9 protein-coding genes are annotated in these 18196 nt (G+C 36.5%); 6 read left to right on the top strand and 3 right to left on the bottom strand.

Going from position 1 to position 18196, the window contains the following annotated elements:
* Positions 1–17: 17 nt before the first annotated feature.
* On the bottom strand, positions 18–3185 hold the full coding sequence (locus LNP23_RS07675; RefSeq protein ID WP_047772983.1) for a SusC/RagA family TonB-linked outer membrane protein: 3168 nt from the start codon (positions 3183–3185) through the stop codon (positions 18–20).
* A gap of 344 nt (positions 3186–3529) precedes the next feature.
* Here LNP23_RS07675 and LNP23_RS07670 point away from each other — a divergent pair, with 344 nt between their 5' ends.
* Positions 3530–6409 (top strand): triple tyrosine motif-containing protein, encoded by a 2880-nt coding sequence (locus LNP23_RS07670; protein ID WP_230004475.1) that lies wholly within the window; start codon positions 3530–3532, stop codon positions 6407–6409.
* 42 nt (positions 6410–6451) lie between these two features.
* Here the strand turns inward: LNP23_RS07670 and LNP23_RS07665 are convergent, their stop codons facing one another.
* Complete coding sequence (locus tag LNP23_RS07665; RefSeq protein WP_230004474.1) at positions 6452–7735, bottom strand: UDP-N-acetylmuramoyl-tripeptide--D-alanyl-D-alanine ligase; 1284 nt, start codon at positions 7733–7735, stop codon at positions 6452–6454.
* Positions 7736–7850: 115 nt separating this feature from the next.
* Positions 7851–9536, bottom strand: a complete 1686-nt coding sequence (gene gldJ / locus LNP23_RS07660; protein ID WP_230005143.1) for a gliding motility lipoprotein GldJ — start codon at positions 9534–9536, stop codon at positions 7851–7853.
* Positions 9537–9749: 213 nt separating this feature from the next.
* Here gldJ and porU point away from each other — a divergent pair, with 213 nt between their 5' ends.
* From porU to LNP23_RS07635, 5 genes are all read left to right on the top strand, one after another.
* Entirely contained in the window at positions 9750–13586 is a 3837-nt protein-coding gene (gene porU / locus LNP23_RS07655) for a type IX secretion system sortase PorU (protein ID WP_230004473.1), read from the top strand.
* 42 nt (positions 13587–13628) lie between these two features.
* The gene (porV, locus tag LNP23_RS07650) at positions 13629–14828 is read left to right on the top strand and encodes a type IX secretion system outer membrane channel protein PorV (RefSeq protein ID WP_047772965.1); all 1200 of its coding nucleotides are present in this window, start codon (positions 13629–13631) and stop codon (positions 14826–14828) included.
* 77 nt (positions 14829–14905) lie between these two features.
* Positions 14906–15388: a cytidine deaminase gene (gene cdd, locus LNP23_RS07645; protein ID WP_047772964.1), complete on the top strand. Its 483-nt coding sequence runs from the start codon at positions 14906–14908 to the stop codon at positions 15386–15388.
* Between the two features lie 157 nt (positions 15389–15545).
* Positions 15546–16544 (top strand): pyruvate dehydrogenase (acetyl-transferring) E1 component subunit alpha, encoded by a 999-nt coding sequence (gene pdhA / locus LNP23_RS07640; protein WP_047773266.1) that lies wholly within the window; start codon positions 15546–15548, stop codon positions 16542–16544.
* A 6-nt stretch (positions 16545–16550) separates the two neighbouring features.
* A complete protein-coding gene (locus LNP23_RS07635; protein ID WP_230004472.1) occupies positions 16551–18179 on the top strand; it encodes a dihydrolipoamide acetyltransferase family protein in 1629 nt (542 codons plus the stop codon).
* The last annotated feature ends 17 nt before the right edge of the window (positions 18180–18196 follow it).

The raw sequence follows: 18196 nt of genomic DNA, 5'->3' as shown, positions 1-18196 counted from the left end.
AATATTTTCTTTTTTAATTAAAATTGCAAATTAACTCCCAACATGTACGATTTTGCCTGAGGATAATACCCTCTGTCTACTCCTTGTACATTGTTCATCCCGGCTGTAGTAGGGCCACCGATTTCAGGATCGTAACCAGTGTACTTTGTAATTGTCCATAGATTTTCTCCTGTTACATACAATCTCACCTTTTGCAATGAAATGCTTTCGATCCATTCTTTTGGAAATGAATACCCCAATTGAATTGTTTTGAATCTGAAGAAATCTCCTTTTTCTAAATTGAAATCAGACGGGTTCGTAAAGTTTTTATTACTATCTGTTGTAGTGACTCTTGGGTAACTGTTTGTTGATCCCGGTCCTGTCCAACGACCTAAAACGTCTGTTTGGTAATTTGCAGTTGCAATATCAAGTCTTCTTAATCCCTGATAGATCATATTTCCACCAGCACCCTGACCGAATACTAACAAATCGAATCCTTTGTAATCTAAATTTATCGTTAATCCATAAGTGAATTTAGGTAGTGATGTTCCTAAAAAAGTTCTGTCGTTTGCTCCGATTACACCATCTCCGTCTAAATCCTGCCAACGGAAATCTCCCGGTTTTGCATTGGGTTGAATCACTTTTCCGGCAGCATTTTTATAAGAATCAACTTCTGCCTGAGTTTGGAAAATACCATTTGTTTTAAATCCGTAGAAGGAGTTGTAAGCATGACCAACTTGTGTTCTGTTGATTTCGTAAGAGCTCGATTGTACGGTCTCATCTCCAACAATGAAATTAACTCCTTTATCAATATAGGTAATCTCATTTTTGATGTAAGAGAAGTTTCCATTCACAGAAAGATTTAATGCTCCAAATTTTTTGCGGTATCCTAATTCAATGTCGATACCTCTATTTTCCATATCTGCTAAGTTCGCATAGGTGTTCCCTGTTGCTCCAACATATCCCGGAATTGGCACCTTCATTAAGATTCCTTCTGTTTTTTTGTTGAATAAATCTACACTCAAATTGAAATCACGCAAAAGTGTAGTCTCAAAACCAATGTTAAGTTGTTTGGTTTCTTCCCATTTTAAATCAGGATTTGGAATTGCATTTGGACTTTGTCCATTCGCTATTTCCCCGCCAATAGTATAATTTCTTTGAATTCCAACCGTAGAAATGTATAAGAAATCAGGAGATGAATCGTTACCGGTCACCCCGTAACCCCCTCTTATTTTTAACGTATTTACTACATTATTATCTTTCCAAAAACCTTCTTTTGAAGGCACCCATCCTAAAGATACAGAAGGGAAAGTTCCATATTTATGGTTGGGTCCAAAACGTGTAGAACCGTCACGACGAAGAATACCTGTAAAAATATATTTCTCTTTGTAATCATAGTTTAATCTGGAAAACAAGGACTCTACTCGGTGTTCCATCGCTTGTCCATTATAAGCATTGGCTATTTTATCTTTAATTGGAATATCAACATTAAAGGATGCTTCGGCATGTGTTGTTGCCGGAACACCTCTGTACGTGATGTCATTACCGGATGTAATATTATCTACATAAGTTCCTTTACCCAATAAAATACCGAAGTGGTGATTTCCAATTTTCTTATCATAGTTCAACGTATTCTCCCAGTTCCAGCTAAACGATTTTTTGTACGATCGGAACAATTCGTTGACATCTTTTTTGGTAGCTCCATTTAAATAATAAACCGGAGTAAAGTTATCTGAACCGTAATACGCCAGTTTTCCACCTGCAGTAGATTTAAATTTTAAACCAGGCAAAATCTCCGCTTCAATAAAAATATTTCCAACAAAATTATCAGCAAAATCATTATTCCCCAGTCTTGTTTGCGTGTACGCTAATGGGTTTGAAGTTTCCTGAGTTACATTTGTAGAAATACCATAGTAATTTCCGTTTGCATCTCTAAGCGCATTTTTATTTTCGTAAGGAGTACCTGCTCCGGTTAAAGGACCCGGTGCAACAAGTACCGGAGTTAACGGATCTAAATTGATAGCAGATGATAATGGGCCTCCAAATTCATCATTTGTATTACCAATACCTACCGTTTTTTCGTTCGAATATCCTAAAGTCTGACCAATTTTAATATACTTACCCAATTTATGATTAGAGTTTAAACGAATATTTTTTCTGGTATAATTAGAAATATCAGATGTGATAATCCCCTCTTGATCGGTTAAACCAAAAGACATATAAAAGGTAGAAACATCATTACCACCACTAAAACTTAACTCATGAGAATAACGTTGTGCATGATCATTAAAAATAACATCCTGCCAGTTCGTTCCCTTTCCATAATCAATTGGAGACCCCAATGGATTCCCCGGAGTCGGTGCAGTACGTGTTGGGAATAACGCTGGTTTACCACCATTTATATGCGCTTCATTCATGATGGTTACATATTGACTGGCATCTAATAAATCTAATTTTTTTGCCGCCTGTGAAGTTCCTGAGAAACCTGTATAACTTACCGAAATCCTGCCTGCTTTACCTTTTTTAGTTGTTACAAGAATAACCCCTGCAGCAGCACGAGAACCGTAAATAGCACCCGAAGCACCATCTTTCAATACCTCAATAGATTCGATATCAGATTGATTTAAATAGCCTATTCCGCCATTATCAACGATTACACCATCAACTACCCATAAAGGATCATTATTGTTTAAAGTAGTAAAACCACGTATACGGATCGTAGAAGCAGATCCGGGTTGTCCTGCATTTGCAGCAATAGAAACTCCCGAAACTCTACCTTGCAAGGCTTGTTCTACTCTTGTTATAGGAAGACTTTCCAAATCTTTTGCTTTGACACTGGAGATAGAACCTGTTACTACACTTTTCTTTTGTGTACCATATCCTACTACTACAACTTCATTTAAGTTTTGAGATTCAGGTTTTAACCTAATTTCAATTTTACTTCGTCCGTTTACAGTTTCCTGTACGGTCATATAACCTACAAAACTAATTGTCAGAATACCATTTGAAGGAACACTAATTTGAAACTTACCGTCAAAATCAGAGGCAGTTGCCTTAGTAGTGCCTTTAAGTAAGATAGTTGCCCCCGGGACGGGTAACCCACTTTCATCGTTTATAACTCCATTTACCGTCACATCCTGTGCCATTGCGATAACTGAAAACAATAAAGATGAAATACAAAAAATAAGTAATTTTGTTAATTTCATTTTTCTAAAAATTTTGGTTAATTAATTAGTAATTTGATGCAATAATAAAGTTAAATTTCTACTATTTGCATTTTATATTCCCTACAAAAACACATCAAAAGATAAATTACCATATTACAAAAACACATCAAATATTTTTTAAAATACTAATATTAAGCATTTTAAAATATTTTTTATATTGTTATAGAATTGTTAACTAACTAAAATAAACACTACATTTACTTTAAATGAATTATTTTCACTTTTATTAAAAAAATATCCAAAAAACGACACTATCACAATTACTATAATCAGAAAAAAAGTAGATTATAAAACATTACTATTAAAAATACCGTTTTTAAATTATGAAATTCATAAACCACTATATTTCAATTTTCATTCTTTTCATCCTGCCTTTTGCCCTTTTTTCCCAAGTAAAAAACATCGGATTACCGGCAATTAAAAATTATAAACGTTCCGAGTATAAAGGAGGCACTCAAAACTGGAATATTGATCAGGATAAAAATGGCAATATCTACTTTGCAAACAATAGCGGGTTGATTCAATTTGACGGTTCTATCTGGAATAAATATGCGCTTCCAAATAATACCGCAATCAGAAGTTTAAAAATCGATCCGTCAGGAAAAATTTATGTTGGAGGAAATAATGAATTTGGGTTTTTTAAAAGTGATCAGAAAGGTAAACTAAAATACTATTCGTTAACACACTTGATTAGTAAAAACGACAGCAAAAACATCAATTTAATCTGGCGCATACACCTCTATAAAGATGAGGTTGTATTTCAATCTTTCACCAAAGTGTTTTTTTATAAAAACAACAAATTGAAAGTTATAAATGCACCCAAAAAGTTTCAATTTTCTTTTCTTATAAATAACCATCTCTATTTTCAAGACAAGGAATTGGGCATTTTAGAATACCGCAACCATAAATTGATTGCTCTCAAAGGTACTACAGACTTAAACGATAAAGAAATATGGGCCATGTTTCCGCTGCCCAATAACAAAATACTTCTTGCAACACTGGAAAAAGGGCTTTTTGTCTATGACTATAACAGCGTCAAATCCTGGGAAACAGAAGCCAATGCCTTTGTCAAAAAAAATACCTCGTTAGGCGGATCTATTATAAAAAACAAATTTATCGTTCTGAACTCCGTTCTCAGCGGTGTAATAATCTGTGATTTGAACGGGAAAATAATCCAGCATTTAAACAGACAAAAAGGATTACAAAACAACACCGTACTAACCTCTTATGTCGACAATAAAAACAATCTGTGGTTGGGTTTGGATAATGGAATCACATTTGTGAATCAAAACTCACCCTTTACCTTTTTCGATTACAGTTATAATATAGGTACCGTTTATGCTTCGGTTATTTTCAACAAAAATCTATACGTAGCAACCAATCAAGGCCTTTTTTATCATTCCTGGTCCACTCCTTTTAAAGACGAACCGTTTAATCGGGTTGAAGGAACGATTGCTCAAGCCTGGAACATTCAGGTTATTAACAATATTCTGCTGTGCGCCAGTAATAGCGGGGCTTTGGTAATAGATCAAAATCGGGTATCCAAAACTTTAGACAAAAGAGGATACTTTGGTTTTAAAACAATTCCAAGTCATCCGGGCTATATTATTGGAGAAAGTTACGATGGGTTTTCTATATTTAAGAATACCAATAATGAAATCAATTACGTGAACCAGATCGGCGGATTCTACGAAACAACTAACACTTTCGAAATGGAGTTAGACAACAATTTTTTGTGGCTAAAAAAAGATCCCTATCTCTATCAAATGAAACTGTCTGAAGATTTAAAAAGATTCGATTACATAAAAAAACACTCTAACGTTTCCAATTCCAATAAAGGAATTGGAAGTTTACAATCGATTCACAACAAGGTTTACTTTCAGTCTAAAAATCACTTTTATCGATATAGCAATGAACAGGAAGGTTTTTTTGAAGACAAAAAAATAACGGCATTGTTTCATGGAATCCCAACCATCAACACCTTAATAGAAGATCGCGATCATAATTTATGGTATTCTTACAAGGAGTCTCTGGGCGTTTTAGTAAAAACAGCAAATGGCAAGTACCAACGCAAAGAAGCCTTATTTTCAAACCTGACAGGCAATTTGGTAAACAATTACCTCTCTATAAACACCATTGACCCGGGCAACATTTTTATTGGCTTAACGGATGGGTTAGCGCATTATGATTCCAAAATTTCAAACAAATTCATAACCAAACCGAAAGTCTTTTTTGAAAGCTTTTCTTCCTCAACCGACACCATCATAACCGGCAATCTCGAAAAACCAATTACAGAACTTAGAATCCCTTACAACTCGAATCATGTAAAATTTACTTTCTCCTCTCCTACTTACGAAAATCAAGAAAATATAACGTATTCGTACAAACTAGAGCCCTTTGAAGACAACTGGCGCAGTTGGTCCACCGTTTCAGTCAAAGAATACACCAATCTGAGAGAAGGAAATTATAAAATGCAGATCAAAGCAAAGAACAGCTATGGGATCGAATCTGATGTATCACAGATTGATTTTAGAATAGCACCGCCTTGGTACAGGCACTTTTTAGCCTATCTGACTTACTTCTTTTTAATTCTTGCTGGAGTGTATATCATCTCGAACAGAATCAAACTTAAGATTAGAAGAAACAAGTATTATGAAACCATAGAACAAAGAAGATTGTATCTCGAAAAAGAATCCAAAATCAGACACGATCAACACGAGTTAGAAAAAGAAATCGAAAGATTAAAAAGTGATAAACTTCAAATAAAAATCCTTGCCAAAGACAAAGAATTGGTCAGCAATTCGCTTCAGGTCGTGAAGAAAAACAAAGTTTTGAATGGTATTATCCAAAAAATAAAAGACATCGACACCAATACTTTAGACGACTCAACAAAATTTGAATTCAACAAATTACACAAAAGCATTGTCAAAGAAGTAAATACCGATAAAAGCTGGAAAGATCTCGAGAAGCACATTAAAAACGTGCATTTTGAGTTTTTGAAAAGACTAAAAGAAAAATACCCCACCATTTCGCCACGAGAATTGGATTTATCTACCTATTTATTAATGAATATGTCTACCAAAGAGATCGCCGAAATCATGAACATCTCAACAGGAGGAGTAGAACTGGCCCGGTACCGTTTAAGAAAAAAACTGGAACTGAATAAAAAAGAAAATCTGATTGGCTTTTTAATGAGTGTGTAAAAAAAATGCCATCATTAACTGATGGCATTCTCTTTTATTTCTTTAAATATAATCCAAAGTACGCTCCAATGCCATTCCTCTGGAGCCTTTGATCAAAATAGTGTGATCTTCCAGTTTAATCGATTTTAAAAAGTCTGCAAAAGCGTCAAAGGTTTCAAAAAAACGAACCTTCTCGTTTGAAATATTATGCAGATAAAAAGCTTTTCCGATTAAATAACAGACAGATTGATCTTGACCGACTACTGCATCCACAATAATTTTATGTTCTTGCTCACTTTCGTTTCCAAGTTCAAACATATCTCCCAAAATCATTATTTTGTTCTGATTGTCCAGTTGTATGAAATTGGCAATTGCAACGGCCATACTACTTGGATTCGCATTATAAGCATCTAATATAATCTGATTGGATCCCTTTTTTAATAGTTGCGATCTGTTATTGTCGGGTGTATAGGCTTCAATAGCCGATTTTATATCATTATCAGCCACTTTAAAATAAGTACCGATCGCCACTGCAGCATTGATATTATTAGCATTATAAAGTCCAATCAAATTCGATTGGACAGCAAATCCGTCATAACGAATCGCTACAAAAGGATTGGTCTCTACACTCCTGATTTTAATGTCAGCCTGTTCTTTGTTAAGACCAAAAGTAAACGATTGAATAGCCTTAGACTTATCGACCTGAATAGGGTCTTCCAGATTTATAAAAGCTGTTTTTTTATTCTTAACGAGATATTCATACATCTCACTTTTACCTTGTATCACGCCTTCGACTCCACCGAAACCTTCTAAATGCGCTTTCCCAAAATTGGTTATATAGCCATAATCCGGTTGTGCGATTTCACATAAAAATGCAATTTCCTTTTTATGATTAGCTCCCATTTCGACAATCCCGAGTTCTGTTTCCTTTGTAAAGGACAAAATCGTTAACGGAACCCCAATATGATTATTCAGATTTCCGATGGTCGCTTTTGTTTTGAATTTTTTAGACAAAACTACATTTATAAGCTCTTTTGTGGTCGTTTTACCATTACTACCCGTTAAAGCAATAACAGGTAATCCTAAATAAGTACGGTGAAATTTTGCTAATTCCTGCAAGGTTTCCAGGCTATTCTCAACCAGTATTGTTCTTTCGTCAATAAAGTAAGCAGCATTGTCAATAACAACAAACAGAGCTCCTAAATCAAGAGCTTGTTGCGTAAACGTATTGGCATCAAAATTCTCTCCTTTGATGGCAAAAAACATAGAATTTGCTTCAATTTTTCTTGTATCAATTGAAACAGATTTACATTGTAAAAACAAATTATGAATGTCCTGAATATTCATATATAAAATTTTAAGGGTCATAAAAATAGAAAAAAAACATAAAAAAATTCCAAATTCCATACTGAAATATTCAGCATTTGGAATTTGGAACTTTTTATATTGAAATTTCTAAAACTTAGTTTCTAGGCGATTTTCTTTTTTCGGCTTTTGAACCTACTCTAGACATTGCACATCTAAATCCGATGTAATCAGTTGCCATATCCTGAGGGAAATATCTTCTTTGAGCAGGATCTAACCAATACGCTCTATCTCTCCAAGAACCACCTTTGTAAACTCTCACTTTATCGTCGATTAAAGTAGTACGTTTACTAGTGTTGTCATATTTTCTAATCATTTTACCTAAACTATCAGTAGTGATATTATGTTTTGGTGAATTGTACATTGCTTGATCAGCTTTTGCACCAGATTCAGAATCTCCAAAGTCAAAATATTTAGATGATTGTTTATCACCATCTCTATAGTTGATATTGTCGCTTGTACTGAAATTAGTTCTCAAATACGTTTCGTTTTCATCAACTGGTACTTGAGCAATTTCACCAGGAAGGTTTCTTGCTACAACTTTACCATTACTTAAAGTATCGTATTTGATATTCTCTTTCGTAATAATTTCAAGTTTACCGTCTTTACCAATTTTGTTTTTAGCATATTGATTTCCTCTATAGTAGTTAAAATCATTCGCCTCATTATCAATAATAGGTCTGTAAACGTCAGCTACCCATTCTGCAACGTTACCTGCCATGTCGTACAATCCGAAATCATTTGCAGCATAACTTTTCACAGAATTTGTAATATCTGCACCATCATCTGACCAACCAGCAATTCCACCGTAATCACCGTTTCCTTGTTTAAAGTTAGCCAATTGATCTCCTTTATTTTTACGTTTAGAAGAACGTGTATAATCTCCGGACCAAGGATATTTCTTTTGTCCTTTATATATATTGTATTCTCTTTGTCCAACATCAGCTGCAGCAGCGTATTCCCACTCTGCTTCTGTAGGAAGTCTGTACTCCGGTAAAATCACACCTGAAGAACGTTGTGCGTATACATTTTTAGCATCCGGAACTACACCGTCTTTCCCTGCTTTTAATTTTCTACCGCTTGGATTTTTCTTCAACACCAATTCTTCATTACCACCGTAAGTAGTAGATGGTGATGCAAGGTAAGCTTCTGTATTAAACAAACTCTCAGCACTTACATCCTGAGTTTTAGCTCCTTTTTTAAGATATCCGTCTTTTTCTAAAACAGCTTCGTTTACACGGTCTGTTCTCCATTTACTAAATTCAACAGCCTGAATCCAGTTCACACCAACTACTGGGTAGTTTGCATAAGATGGGTGTCTTAAATAGTTATTCGTCATCGTTTCGTTGTATCCTAAACGATTTCTCCATACTAAAGTATCAGGAGATGCTCCTTCGTAAATGTTTTTGTAATTTTCTTCTGTTGGTGGGAAAACCTTCTTAAGCCATTCCAGGTACTCTAAATACATACCGTTGGTAACTTCTGTTTCATCCATATAGAATGACTGAACGTGTTGTTGAGTTGGTGTGTTATTCCAATCGTGCATAACATCATCCTGTACTTTACCCATAGTAAATGTACCTCCTTCAACAAAAACCAAACCAGGACCAGCCTGTTGTTTTTTGCCTGCGTTTCTGGCTGCAGTTCCATTCTGACTATCTACATCCCAACCAGTAGCTCTGGAAGCGTGACTGGAACTCGATTTTTTGCTACAACTAGCCGTGCCTAACATCAATACCATTGACATCATTAATTGCAAGGCTACAATTTTGTTTACTTTCATACTCATTCTTAGGTGATAAATTTAGGTGCTGCAATATAATAATTAACATTTAATTAGCAACATCTGTTCTAATAATTTTATTTAGCTGTTTTTTACCAGAAAATAACCTATAGTTACGAACGCAAAAATATACTTTTTATTATTTACTATAACATGAAATACTATATTTTTACTTACTAAAATATTTTAAAAATAATCACGTTTTTTCAGTCTATGAAACAAGTCTTATTTCTATACCTGCTACTCCTCTCATTTGCCTCATTTTCCCAGACAAACGGGAGCTTTACACTAGATTGGAAAAGCAAAAAAGAGACGGGCATTGGCGACAATAAAATCGTTATTCCTTTCTTTTCAGGAGCGGCATTCCGGTTTGATACTACTAAAAAAAACATAACATTACTTCTTGGTTTAGGAGAATCCAACTACTCAAACACCAATTCGCTTCAGGTTACGAATGTGGTATACGAACCAATTTCGATTTCGGAACTGGGAGATTTAACACTCGAAAACATCCCTGCCAAACTAAACGAAACGCTGGAAATCGCTTCGGCACGTGATAAAAAGCAAGCTTTCATCGCACTTTATCCAATTATAAAAGAAGGAAACAGCTTCAAACGTGTCCGCTCTTTTTCGTATTCAATAAACAACACTACATCCAGAAATAATAACTCTTCTTCCTTTCAAAAATCAAGCGGAATACAAAATTCGGTTTTAGCGACAGGGGACTGGTATCGCTTTTACATCGAAAAATCAGGCATTTACAGCATCTCCAAATCGTTTTTACAAAGCTTAGGTTTTGATGCCGGAAAAGTCGACCCGAGACGAATCAAAATCTACGGAAACGGAGGCAGAATGCTCCCTCTCGCCAACAACATTTACTATCCTGATGATTTAACCGAAAATGCAATTGTGGTTATTGGAGAAAATGACGGTACTTTCGACAATGATGACCACATTCTTTTTTATGGTGAAGGAGTAGACAACTGGAACACGGAAAGCCAAACAAATTCGAATGTCTTTGATACAAAATCGTACTATTATATTACCATTAGCGGTGGAGACGGGAAGCGAATTCCAACTGCCAATCAACCGACAAATAACAGCACCTTAGAATTAAGCACCTATGACGACTATCAATACCATGAAATTGACAAAATAAACATTGCCCACACCGGTCGTCAATGGTACGGAGAAGCATTCGACATCGACACAGAGCAGGAATTCAACTTTAACTTCCCCAATCTTGAAACGACTACTCCTATAAAAATACAGCTAAACGCAGCTTCAGCAGCCTATACAGCCACTTCATTTAAAATTTCTGCAAATGAACAAAACATCGGCACTCTTAACTTTAACAGTTTAGGATCGGATCCTGATTTAAAATTTTTCAGCGCTCAACTTCCTCAAAACACTTCTTTTTTAGGCAGTGAAAATGTAAAAATAAAACTAACGTACATCAATAATGGTGTACCCGGATCAAAAGGATACCTGGATTACATCAACTTAGTAGCCAAAAGAAAACTACTGGGAACCGGAAAACAATTTAGATTTCAATATGATTTAGCCGGTTCAACTGCAGGAATCGTAAATTACACTATTGGCAATGCCGCAGGAATCGCACAAATTTGGGATATTACAGACCTATATAATGTATCGAAAATTGAAAACCCAAATCTGACTAATTTTAGCTTCAAAGCTCCACTGGGAGAAATTCGAAAATACATCACACTTGTTCCTGCCGATTATTACAGTCCTTCAAAAGAAAACCAATCAAAAATCGGCAATCAGAATTTAAAAGGAACTCTTTTAAAGAACAATCAAAATGCTTTCCAGGACATCGATTATGTCATCGTTACGCCACGATTTTTACTTTCACAAGCTGAAAATCTAGCTAATTTTCACCGCAACAATTCCAATCTAAGTGTAAAAGTAATCGCATTAGAAAACATCTATCAGGAATTCTCTTCTGGGAAACAGGATATTGCAGCGATCAGAAACTGCATTAAATACATTTACGATAATGCTTCTTCACCTGAAAAAAAGATAAAATACCTGAATTTATTTGGAGACGCTTCTTTTGATTATAAAAACCGCACCCGAAGCAACAACAATATTGTACCTATATATCAATCTTTAATAAGCAACACAACCGGAGAAGCCTCCTTTGCATCTGATGATTTTTTTGGACTAATGGATCCCAACGAAGGAAACCTGACTTCTTTTGCTAAAGGGATCGATATAGCCGTTGGACGAATGTTGGTTTCCGACAATGGTCAGGCACAGGAAATGGTCAATAAGGTTCTCGACTATCACAACATTAAGTCTTTTGGAAACTGGAGAAATAACTTTGTCCTAATCAGCGATGATGCAGACAAAAGCTCGGACGCCTCTTTACAATCCAGACAAAACAGTCTAGCAGATGTTATTGCAACTGAAAAACCATTTTTTAACATTGACAAAATCTTCCTTGACTCCTATACACAGGAAGCTTCTTCAGGTGGATCGAGATATCCCAAAGCAAGAACAGATTTCTTTAATGCTTTTGAAAAAGGAGCTTTGGTATTTAATTATCTTGGTCATGGTGGAGAAGATGGTCTGGCAAGTGAACGCATTTGGGAAAAAGCAGACGGACAAAACCTAAACAATCAATACAAATATCCCTTATTTATCACCATCACCTGTGACTTCTCCCGATTTGACGACCCTACCAAACCAACGGCAGGAGAATACGTTTTCTGGAATCCTAAGGGAGGTGCCATTTCGATGCTTACCACTATTCGCGCCATTGGTCAATTTAATGCCGAAAACTTCAATGACAATCTGAGCAGAAACTTACTTGCTTACGGATCCAATCAATATACAACCATTGCCGAAACACTGCGAATTTCTAAAAACGACACCCCTAGTTCCTCCAGTAACGTAATTTTATACTTAGGCGACCCGGCTTTGATGTTAGCTATTCCAAAACCTAAAATTAATTTAACAAAAGTAAACGATATTATTATCTCACAACCGATTCCTGATTTAAAGTCCCTTTCAAAAATCAAACTTACGGGTGAAATAACCGATGAAAACAACAATCTGTTAAGCAATTATAACGGAGAATTATCTACCGCTATTTTTGACAAACTAATTACAACCACCACCTTAAACAACGATGGTTTCAGCCCTCCCATGTCGTTTAAAATCCTTGGCGAAACGATTTTCAGAGGAAATGCCTCTGTTAAAAACGGACAATTCGAATTTAGCTTTATCGTACCCAGAGACATCAGAATCCCTGTTGACAATGGCCGAATTAGCTTTTATTCCAAAAAAGAAGGCCTTCCGGAAAACCAAACCGGCTTTAACAATACCATTAAAATTGGTGGTGTAAATGAAAATGCACCACAGGACAATATAAGTCCAAAAGTTAAGTTATATATGAACGATGAAACATTTGTTTCGGGTGGAATTACAAATAGTTCTCCTTTTCTATTGGCGTTTCTGGAGGACGAAAATGGTATAAATACCGCGAGCGGAATTGGTCATGACATTATAGCCATTTTAGATGGCGATGTTAGCAATCCGTTCGTATTAAATGATTACTATCAAACCAAATTAGACGATTATACGAATGGAAACCTGCGTTTCCCTTTACGAAATTTAGCTGCCGGAATGCACACTATAAGCTTTACGGCATGGGACGTTTACAACAATCCCATAACAAGCGAAATACAATTTATAGTAGTTGGAGACGAATCTCTAACACTGTCACACGTTCTTAATTACCCCAATCCATTTTCGACCTACACTCAATTTTGGTTTTCACACAACAGACCTTACGAGCCTTTAGAAGCTCAGGTTCAGGTAATGACTATTACCGGAAAAGTTGTTTGGACAAAAAATCAAATCATTACCACTGAAGGATTTTTATCAAGAGAAATAACCTGGGACGGAAAAGATGATTTTGGCGACAAAATCGGAAAAGGTGTTTACATTTACAAACTGACCGTAAAATCTACCTTAACAAATAAAAAGGCAGAAAAATATGAAAAGCTTGTCATTTTGTAAAAATTTCTATATTTGTATCGTAATCATATTTTAGTTCAATAAATGAAAAAAATAGCGCTCTTCTTAATTTGTTTTTTAGTTCTTTCACAGGTAAAAGCTCAGGAAATTGTTCCAATTACAACTGGAGTTCCATTTTTATTAGTTGCAGCAGATGCCAGAGCAGCCGGTCTGGCGGATCAGGGTGTTGCCACATCAGCTGATGTTTTCTCACAACAATGGAATCCTGCCAAGTATGCCTTTTCAGAAGACAAACAAGGCTTCTCTATCAGTTACACTCCTTATTTAACAGATTTAGCCAACGATATTTCCCTTGGGCAAGTAACGTACTACAACAAAATTAACGAACGAAGTGCTTTTGCCGGTAGTTTGCGTTATTTTGGTTTTGGAGATATTGAACTAAGAGCTAATCCAAATGATGATCCAAATATTGTATCCCCAAATGAATTTGCTTTAGACGGATCTTATTCCTTAAAACTAAGCGATGAATTTTCAATGGCGGTTGCAGCAAGATACATACGCTCTAACTTAAAAATTGCTTCGGAAAATATTGATGCATCAGCAGCAGGTTCATTCGCTGTAGACGTTGCCGGATTTTATCAGTCAGAGGAAATTGCTTACAACACCTTTAACGGAAGATGGAGAGGTGGTTTTAACATGCAAAACATAGGTCCAAAAATAAGCTACGACCATGACAACATAAGCTCTAACTTTTTACCTGCCAACCTGCGTCTGGGTGGTGGTTTCGATTTTATCCTTGATGATTACAATAAAATTGGCGTTAGTGTCGAATTTACAAAACTTTTAGTTCCAACTCCTCCGGGACCCGGAACTCCATTTGACGCTAATGGTGACGGAGACTTTACCGATCCGGGAGACATTGACCAAGCTGAAGCAAACGCTATAAACTATAAAAACTACAACGACATTGGTTGGGTTTCGGGAATCTTTAAATCTTTTGGAGATGCACCGGGTGGCTTTAGCGAAGAATTAAAAGAAATCACCTATAGTATAGCTGGAGAATACCTGTATCAGGATTCGTTTGCCATACGAACAGGTTACTTTCACGAAAGCCCTGAAAAAGGAGGCCGTCAGTTCTTCTCTTTGGGAGCAGGTTTTAAGTATAGCGCCGTAAAAGTTGACGTCTCTTACTTATTTTCAGCTTCAAAAGTTAAAAATCCGTTAGAAAATACACTTCGTTTCTCTTTAACCTTTAACTTTGGTGACAAATACGAAGTATACTAAACGAAAATAAATTAAAAGAATAACAACAATCCAAATTTCTACTTTTAGGAATTTGGATTTTTTTTCCCATAAAAAGAATGAAAGAAATAAACTTTACCTCCTCATTTTTATCTTATGATTCATTTGAAGAACTTCCAACAGACATTCAGGAATTAATGAATCAGGCAGTCGAAATTCGCAAAAAAGCGTATGCCCCTTACTCTCAATTTAAAGTTGGAGCCGCCTTATTACTGGATAACGGAAAAATAGTTCTGGGATCTAACCAGGAAAACGCCGCATATCCGTCAGGATTATGTGCAGAACGTGTGGCTATATTTCATGCGGGGAGTGTTTATCCTGAAGCCAAAATTTTGAAGATAGCAATCTCAGCTGCGTCCGATACGAATCAGACAAAAGCGCCAATTCCTCCTTGTGGGTCTTGCAGGCAATCAATTGCCGAATATGAAATCAAACAAGACACTCCAATCGAGATTTATTTCATGGGTGAAATTGGAGCAATTTACAGATCGGCATCCCTAAAAAACTTACTCCCTTTTATGTTCGATAAAAAGTTCTTGTAAAAAAAGCCCAAAAAGTGCCTTTTAAATTTTAGTTCTTAAACGGAATGTCTTATTTTTGCATCCCGACCTTTTCGGGCGCAAATTTGTGGGAGGAAACTATTTTGCGTTACAGGCACAATCGATAACACAAACAACTTTAGCAAAAGAGAGAATTCAAATGAAAGAAGTTACAAAAGAGGTATATTTAAAGTGGTACGAAGACATGCTGCTTTGGAGAAAGTTTGAGGACAAACTTGCAGCATTATACATTCAACAAAAAGTTAGAGGTTTTCTACACCTATATAATGGTCAGGAAGCTGTATTAGCAGGTGCTTTACACGCTATGGACCTAACCAAAGACAAAATGATCACGGCTTACAGAAACCACGTTCAACCAATTGGTATGGGAGTGGATCCAAGACGTGTAATGGCTGAACTTTTAGGAAAAGCAACAGGAACTTCTAAAGGTATGGGAGGTTCTATGCACATTTTCTCTAAAGAACACCGTTTTTACGGAGGTCACGGAATCGTTGGTGGACAAATTCCTGTTGGAGCAGGTTTAGCTTTCGCAGACAAATATTTTGAAACCGGAGGAGTAACTATGACTTACTTTGGTGACGGAGCTGCAAGACAAGGTTCTTTACACGAAGCATTCAACATGGCTATGTTATGGAAACTACCGGTTGTATTTATCGTTGAAAACAACGGTTATGCAATGGGAACGTCTGTAGAAAGAACTGCCAACCATACAGATATCTGGAAACTTGGTTTAGGGTACGAAATGCCTTGCGGACCAGTTGACGGAATGAACCCGGTAAAAGTGGCTGAAGCAATGACAGAAGCTATCGACAGAGCTCGTCGTGGTGACGGACCAACTTTCCTTGAAATGAAAACGTACCGTTACAGAGGACACTCTATGTCTGATGCACAATTGTACCGTTCGAAAGAAGAAGTTGAAGAGTACAAAAAAATTGACCCTATTACACAAGTTTTAGATGTAATTATGGATCAAAAATATGCTACAGAAGAAGAAATTGAAACAATTGACCAAAGAGTTAAAGATTTGGTTGAAGAGTGTGTGAAATTCGCTGAAGAGTCTCCATATCCTGAATTACAACAATTGTACGATGTAGTTTACGCACAAGAAGACTATCCATTTACACCTCATAAACTATAAAATATTATGGCGATAAAAGTAACAATGCCTCGTTTGAGCGATACTATGACGGAAGGAACGGTAGCAACTTGGCTAAAAAAAGTAGGTGACAAAATTAGCGAAGGAGACATCTTAGCTGAAATTGAAACAGACAAAGCAACAATGGAGTTCGAATCTTTTAACGAAGGAACTCTTTTACATATTGGAATCCCTGCCGGAGAAACTGCTCCAGTAGACTCTTTATTAGCGATCATTGGAAATGAAGGAGAAGATATTTCTGCTCTTTTAGCCGGTGGTGACGCTCCTGCTGCTGAAGCCCCAAAAGCGGAAGCTGCTACTGAAACAAAAACAGAAGCTGCTCCAACAAAAGCTGCAACTGAATTGCCAAAAGACGTTATCGTTGTAACTATGCCTCGTTTGAGTGATACTATGACAGAAGGAACTGTAGCTACCTGGTTGAAAAAAGTAGGTGATGCGGTTGCTGAAGGAGATATTTTGGCAGAAATTGAAACAGACAAAGCTACTATGGAGTTTGAGTCTTTCAATGCCGGAACATTATTATACATCGGAATTCAAGAAGGAAACACAGCTCCTGTTGACAGCTTACTAGCGATCATCGGACCTGCGGGAACTGATATTTCAGGAATTTCTGAAAATTATACTGCCGGAGGTACTGCAAGTGCTCCAGCAACTGAAGAAGCAAAAACAGCTCCTGCTGCTGAAAAAGCACCGGAAGCAGTTGTTGAAACTTCAAACGGAAGAATCTTAGCTTCACCATTAGCAAAGAAAATTGCTTCTGACAAAGGAATTCAATTAAACCAGGTTAAAGGTTCAGGAGAAAACGGACGTATCGTAAAAAGCGATATCGAAAACTTTACTCCAGCTGCTCAACAAGCTACTACTTCGGCACCAGCCGCTAAAGCACAGGAAACTGCTGCACCAGCTGCACCGAAAGTATTTGTTCCTGCGGGAGAAGTTTTCACAGAAGAGATCAAAAACTCTCAGATGCGTAAAATTATAGCAAAACGTTTGGCAGAATCTTTATTTACAGCACCTCACTACAACTTAGTGATCGAAGTAAGCATGGACGACGCAATGCAAGCAAGAGCAACAATCAATTCGGTACCGGACACGAAAGTATCTTTCAACGATATGGTAATTAAAGCTTGTGCTTTAGCCTTGAAAAAACACCCAAAAATCAACTCTCAGTGGAAAGAAGATGCCATTATCATCAACCACCACGTAAATATTGGAGTTGCTGTTGCGGTTGAAGACGGATTAGTAGTTCCTGTATTGAAATTTACAGATGCTATGAGTTTATCTCAAATCGGAGGTAACGTAAGAGATCTTGCCGGAAGAGCTAAAAACAAAAAGCTTGGTCCACAAGAAATGGAAGGAAGCACCTTTACAGTTTCTAACCTTGGAATGTTTGGTATTACTGAATTCAATTCAATTATCAACCAACCTAACTCTGCGATCCTTTCAGTAGGTGCAATTGTAGAAAAACCAGTTGTTAAAAACGGTCAGATTGTAGTAGGAAACACCATGATGTTATCATTGGCTTGTGACCACAGAACAATTGACGGTGCTACCGGAGCTCAATTTTTACAAACATTAAAACAATACATCGAAAGTCCGGTAACTATGTTGGCGTAATTTTGTCAACCTGAACC

The organism is Flavobacterium cupriresistens (assembly GCF_020911925.1).
GTDB lineage: Bacteria > Bacteroidota > Bacteroidia > Flavobacteriales > Flavobacteriaceae > Flavobacterium > Flavobacterium cupriresistens.
The sequence above is the reverse complement of the archived record's forward strand: the minus strand, read 5'-3'. Positions and strand labels throughout refer to the sequence as shown.

Coding starts and splice junctions, on each gene's coding strand:
- LNP23_RS07675 (WP_047772983.1), bottom strand. CDS start 3,185: ATGAAATTAACAAAATTACTTATTTTTTGTATTTCATCTTTATTGTTT.
- LNP23_RS07635 (WP_230004472.1), top strand. CDS start 16,551: ATGGCGATAAAAGTAACAATGCCTCGTTTGAGCGATACTATGACGGAA.
- LNP23_RS07670 (WP_230004475.1), top strand. CDS start 3,530: ATGAAATTCATAAACCACTATATTTCAATTTTCATTCTTTTCATCCTG.
- porU (WP_230004473.1), top strand. CDS start 9,750: ATGAAACAAGTCTTATTTCTATACCTGCTACTCCTCTCATTTGCCTCA.
- cdd (WP_047772964.1), top strand. CDS start 14,906: ATGAAAGAAATAAACTTTACCTCCTCATTTTTATCTTATGATTCATTT.
- gldJ (WP_230005143.1), bottom strand. CDS start 9,536: ATGAAAGTAAACAAAATTGTAGCCTTGCAATTAATGATGTCAATGGTA.
- pdhA (WP_047773266.1), top strand. CDS start 15,546: ATGAAAGAAGTTACAAAAGAGGTATATTTAAAGTGGTACGAAGACATG.
- porV (WP_047772965.1), top strand. CDS start 13,629: ATGAAAAAAATAGCGCTCTTCTTAATTTGTTTTTTAGTTCTTTCACAG.
- LNP23_RS07665 (WP_230004474.1), bottom strand. CDS start 7,735: ATGAATATTCAGGACATTCATAATTTGTTTTTACAATGTAAATCTGTT.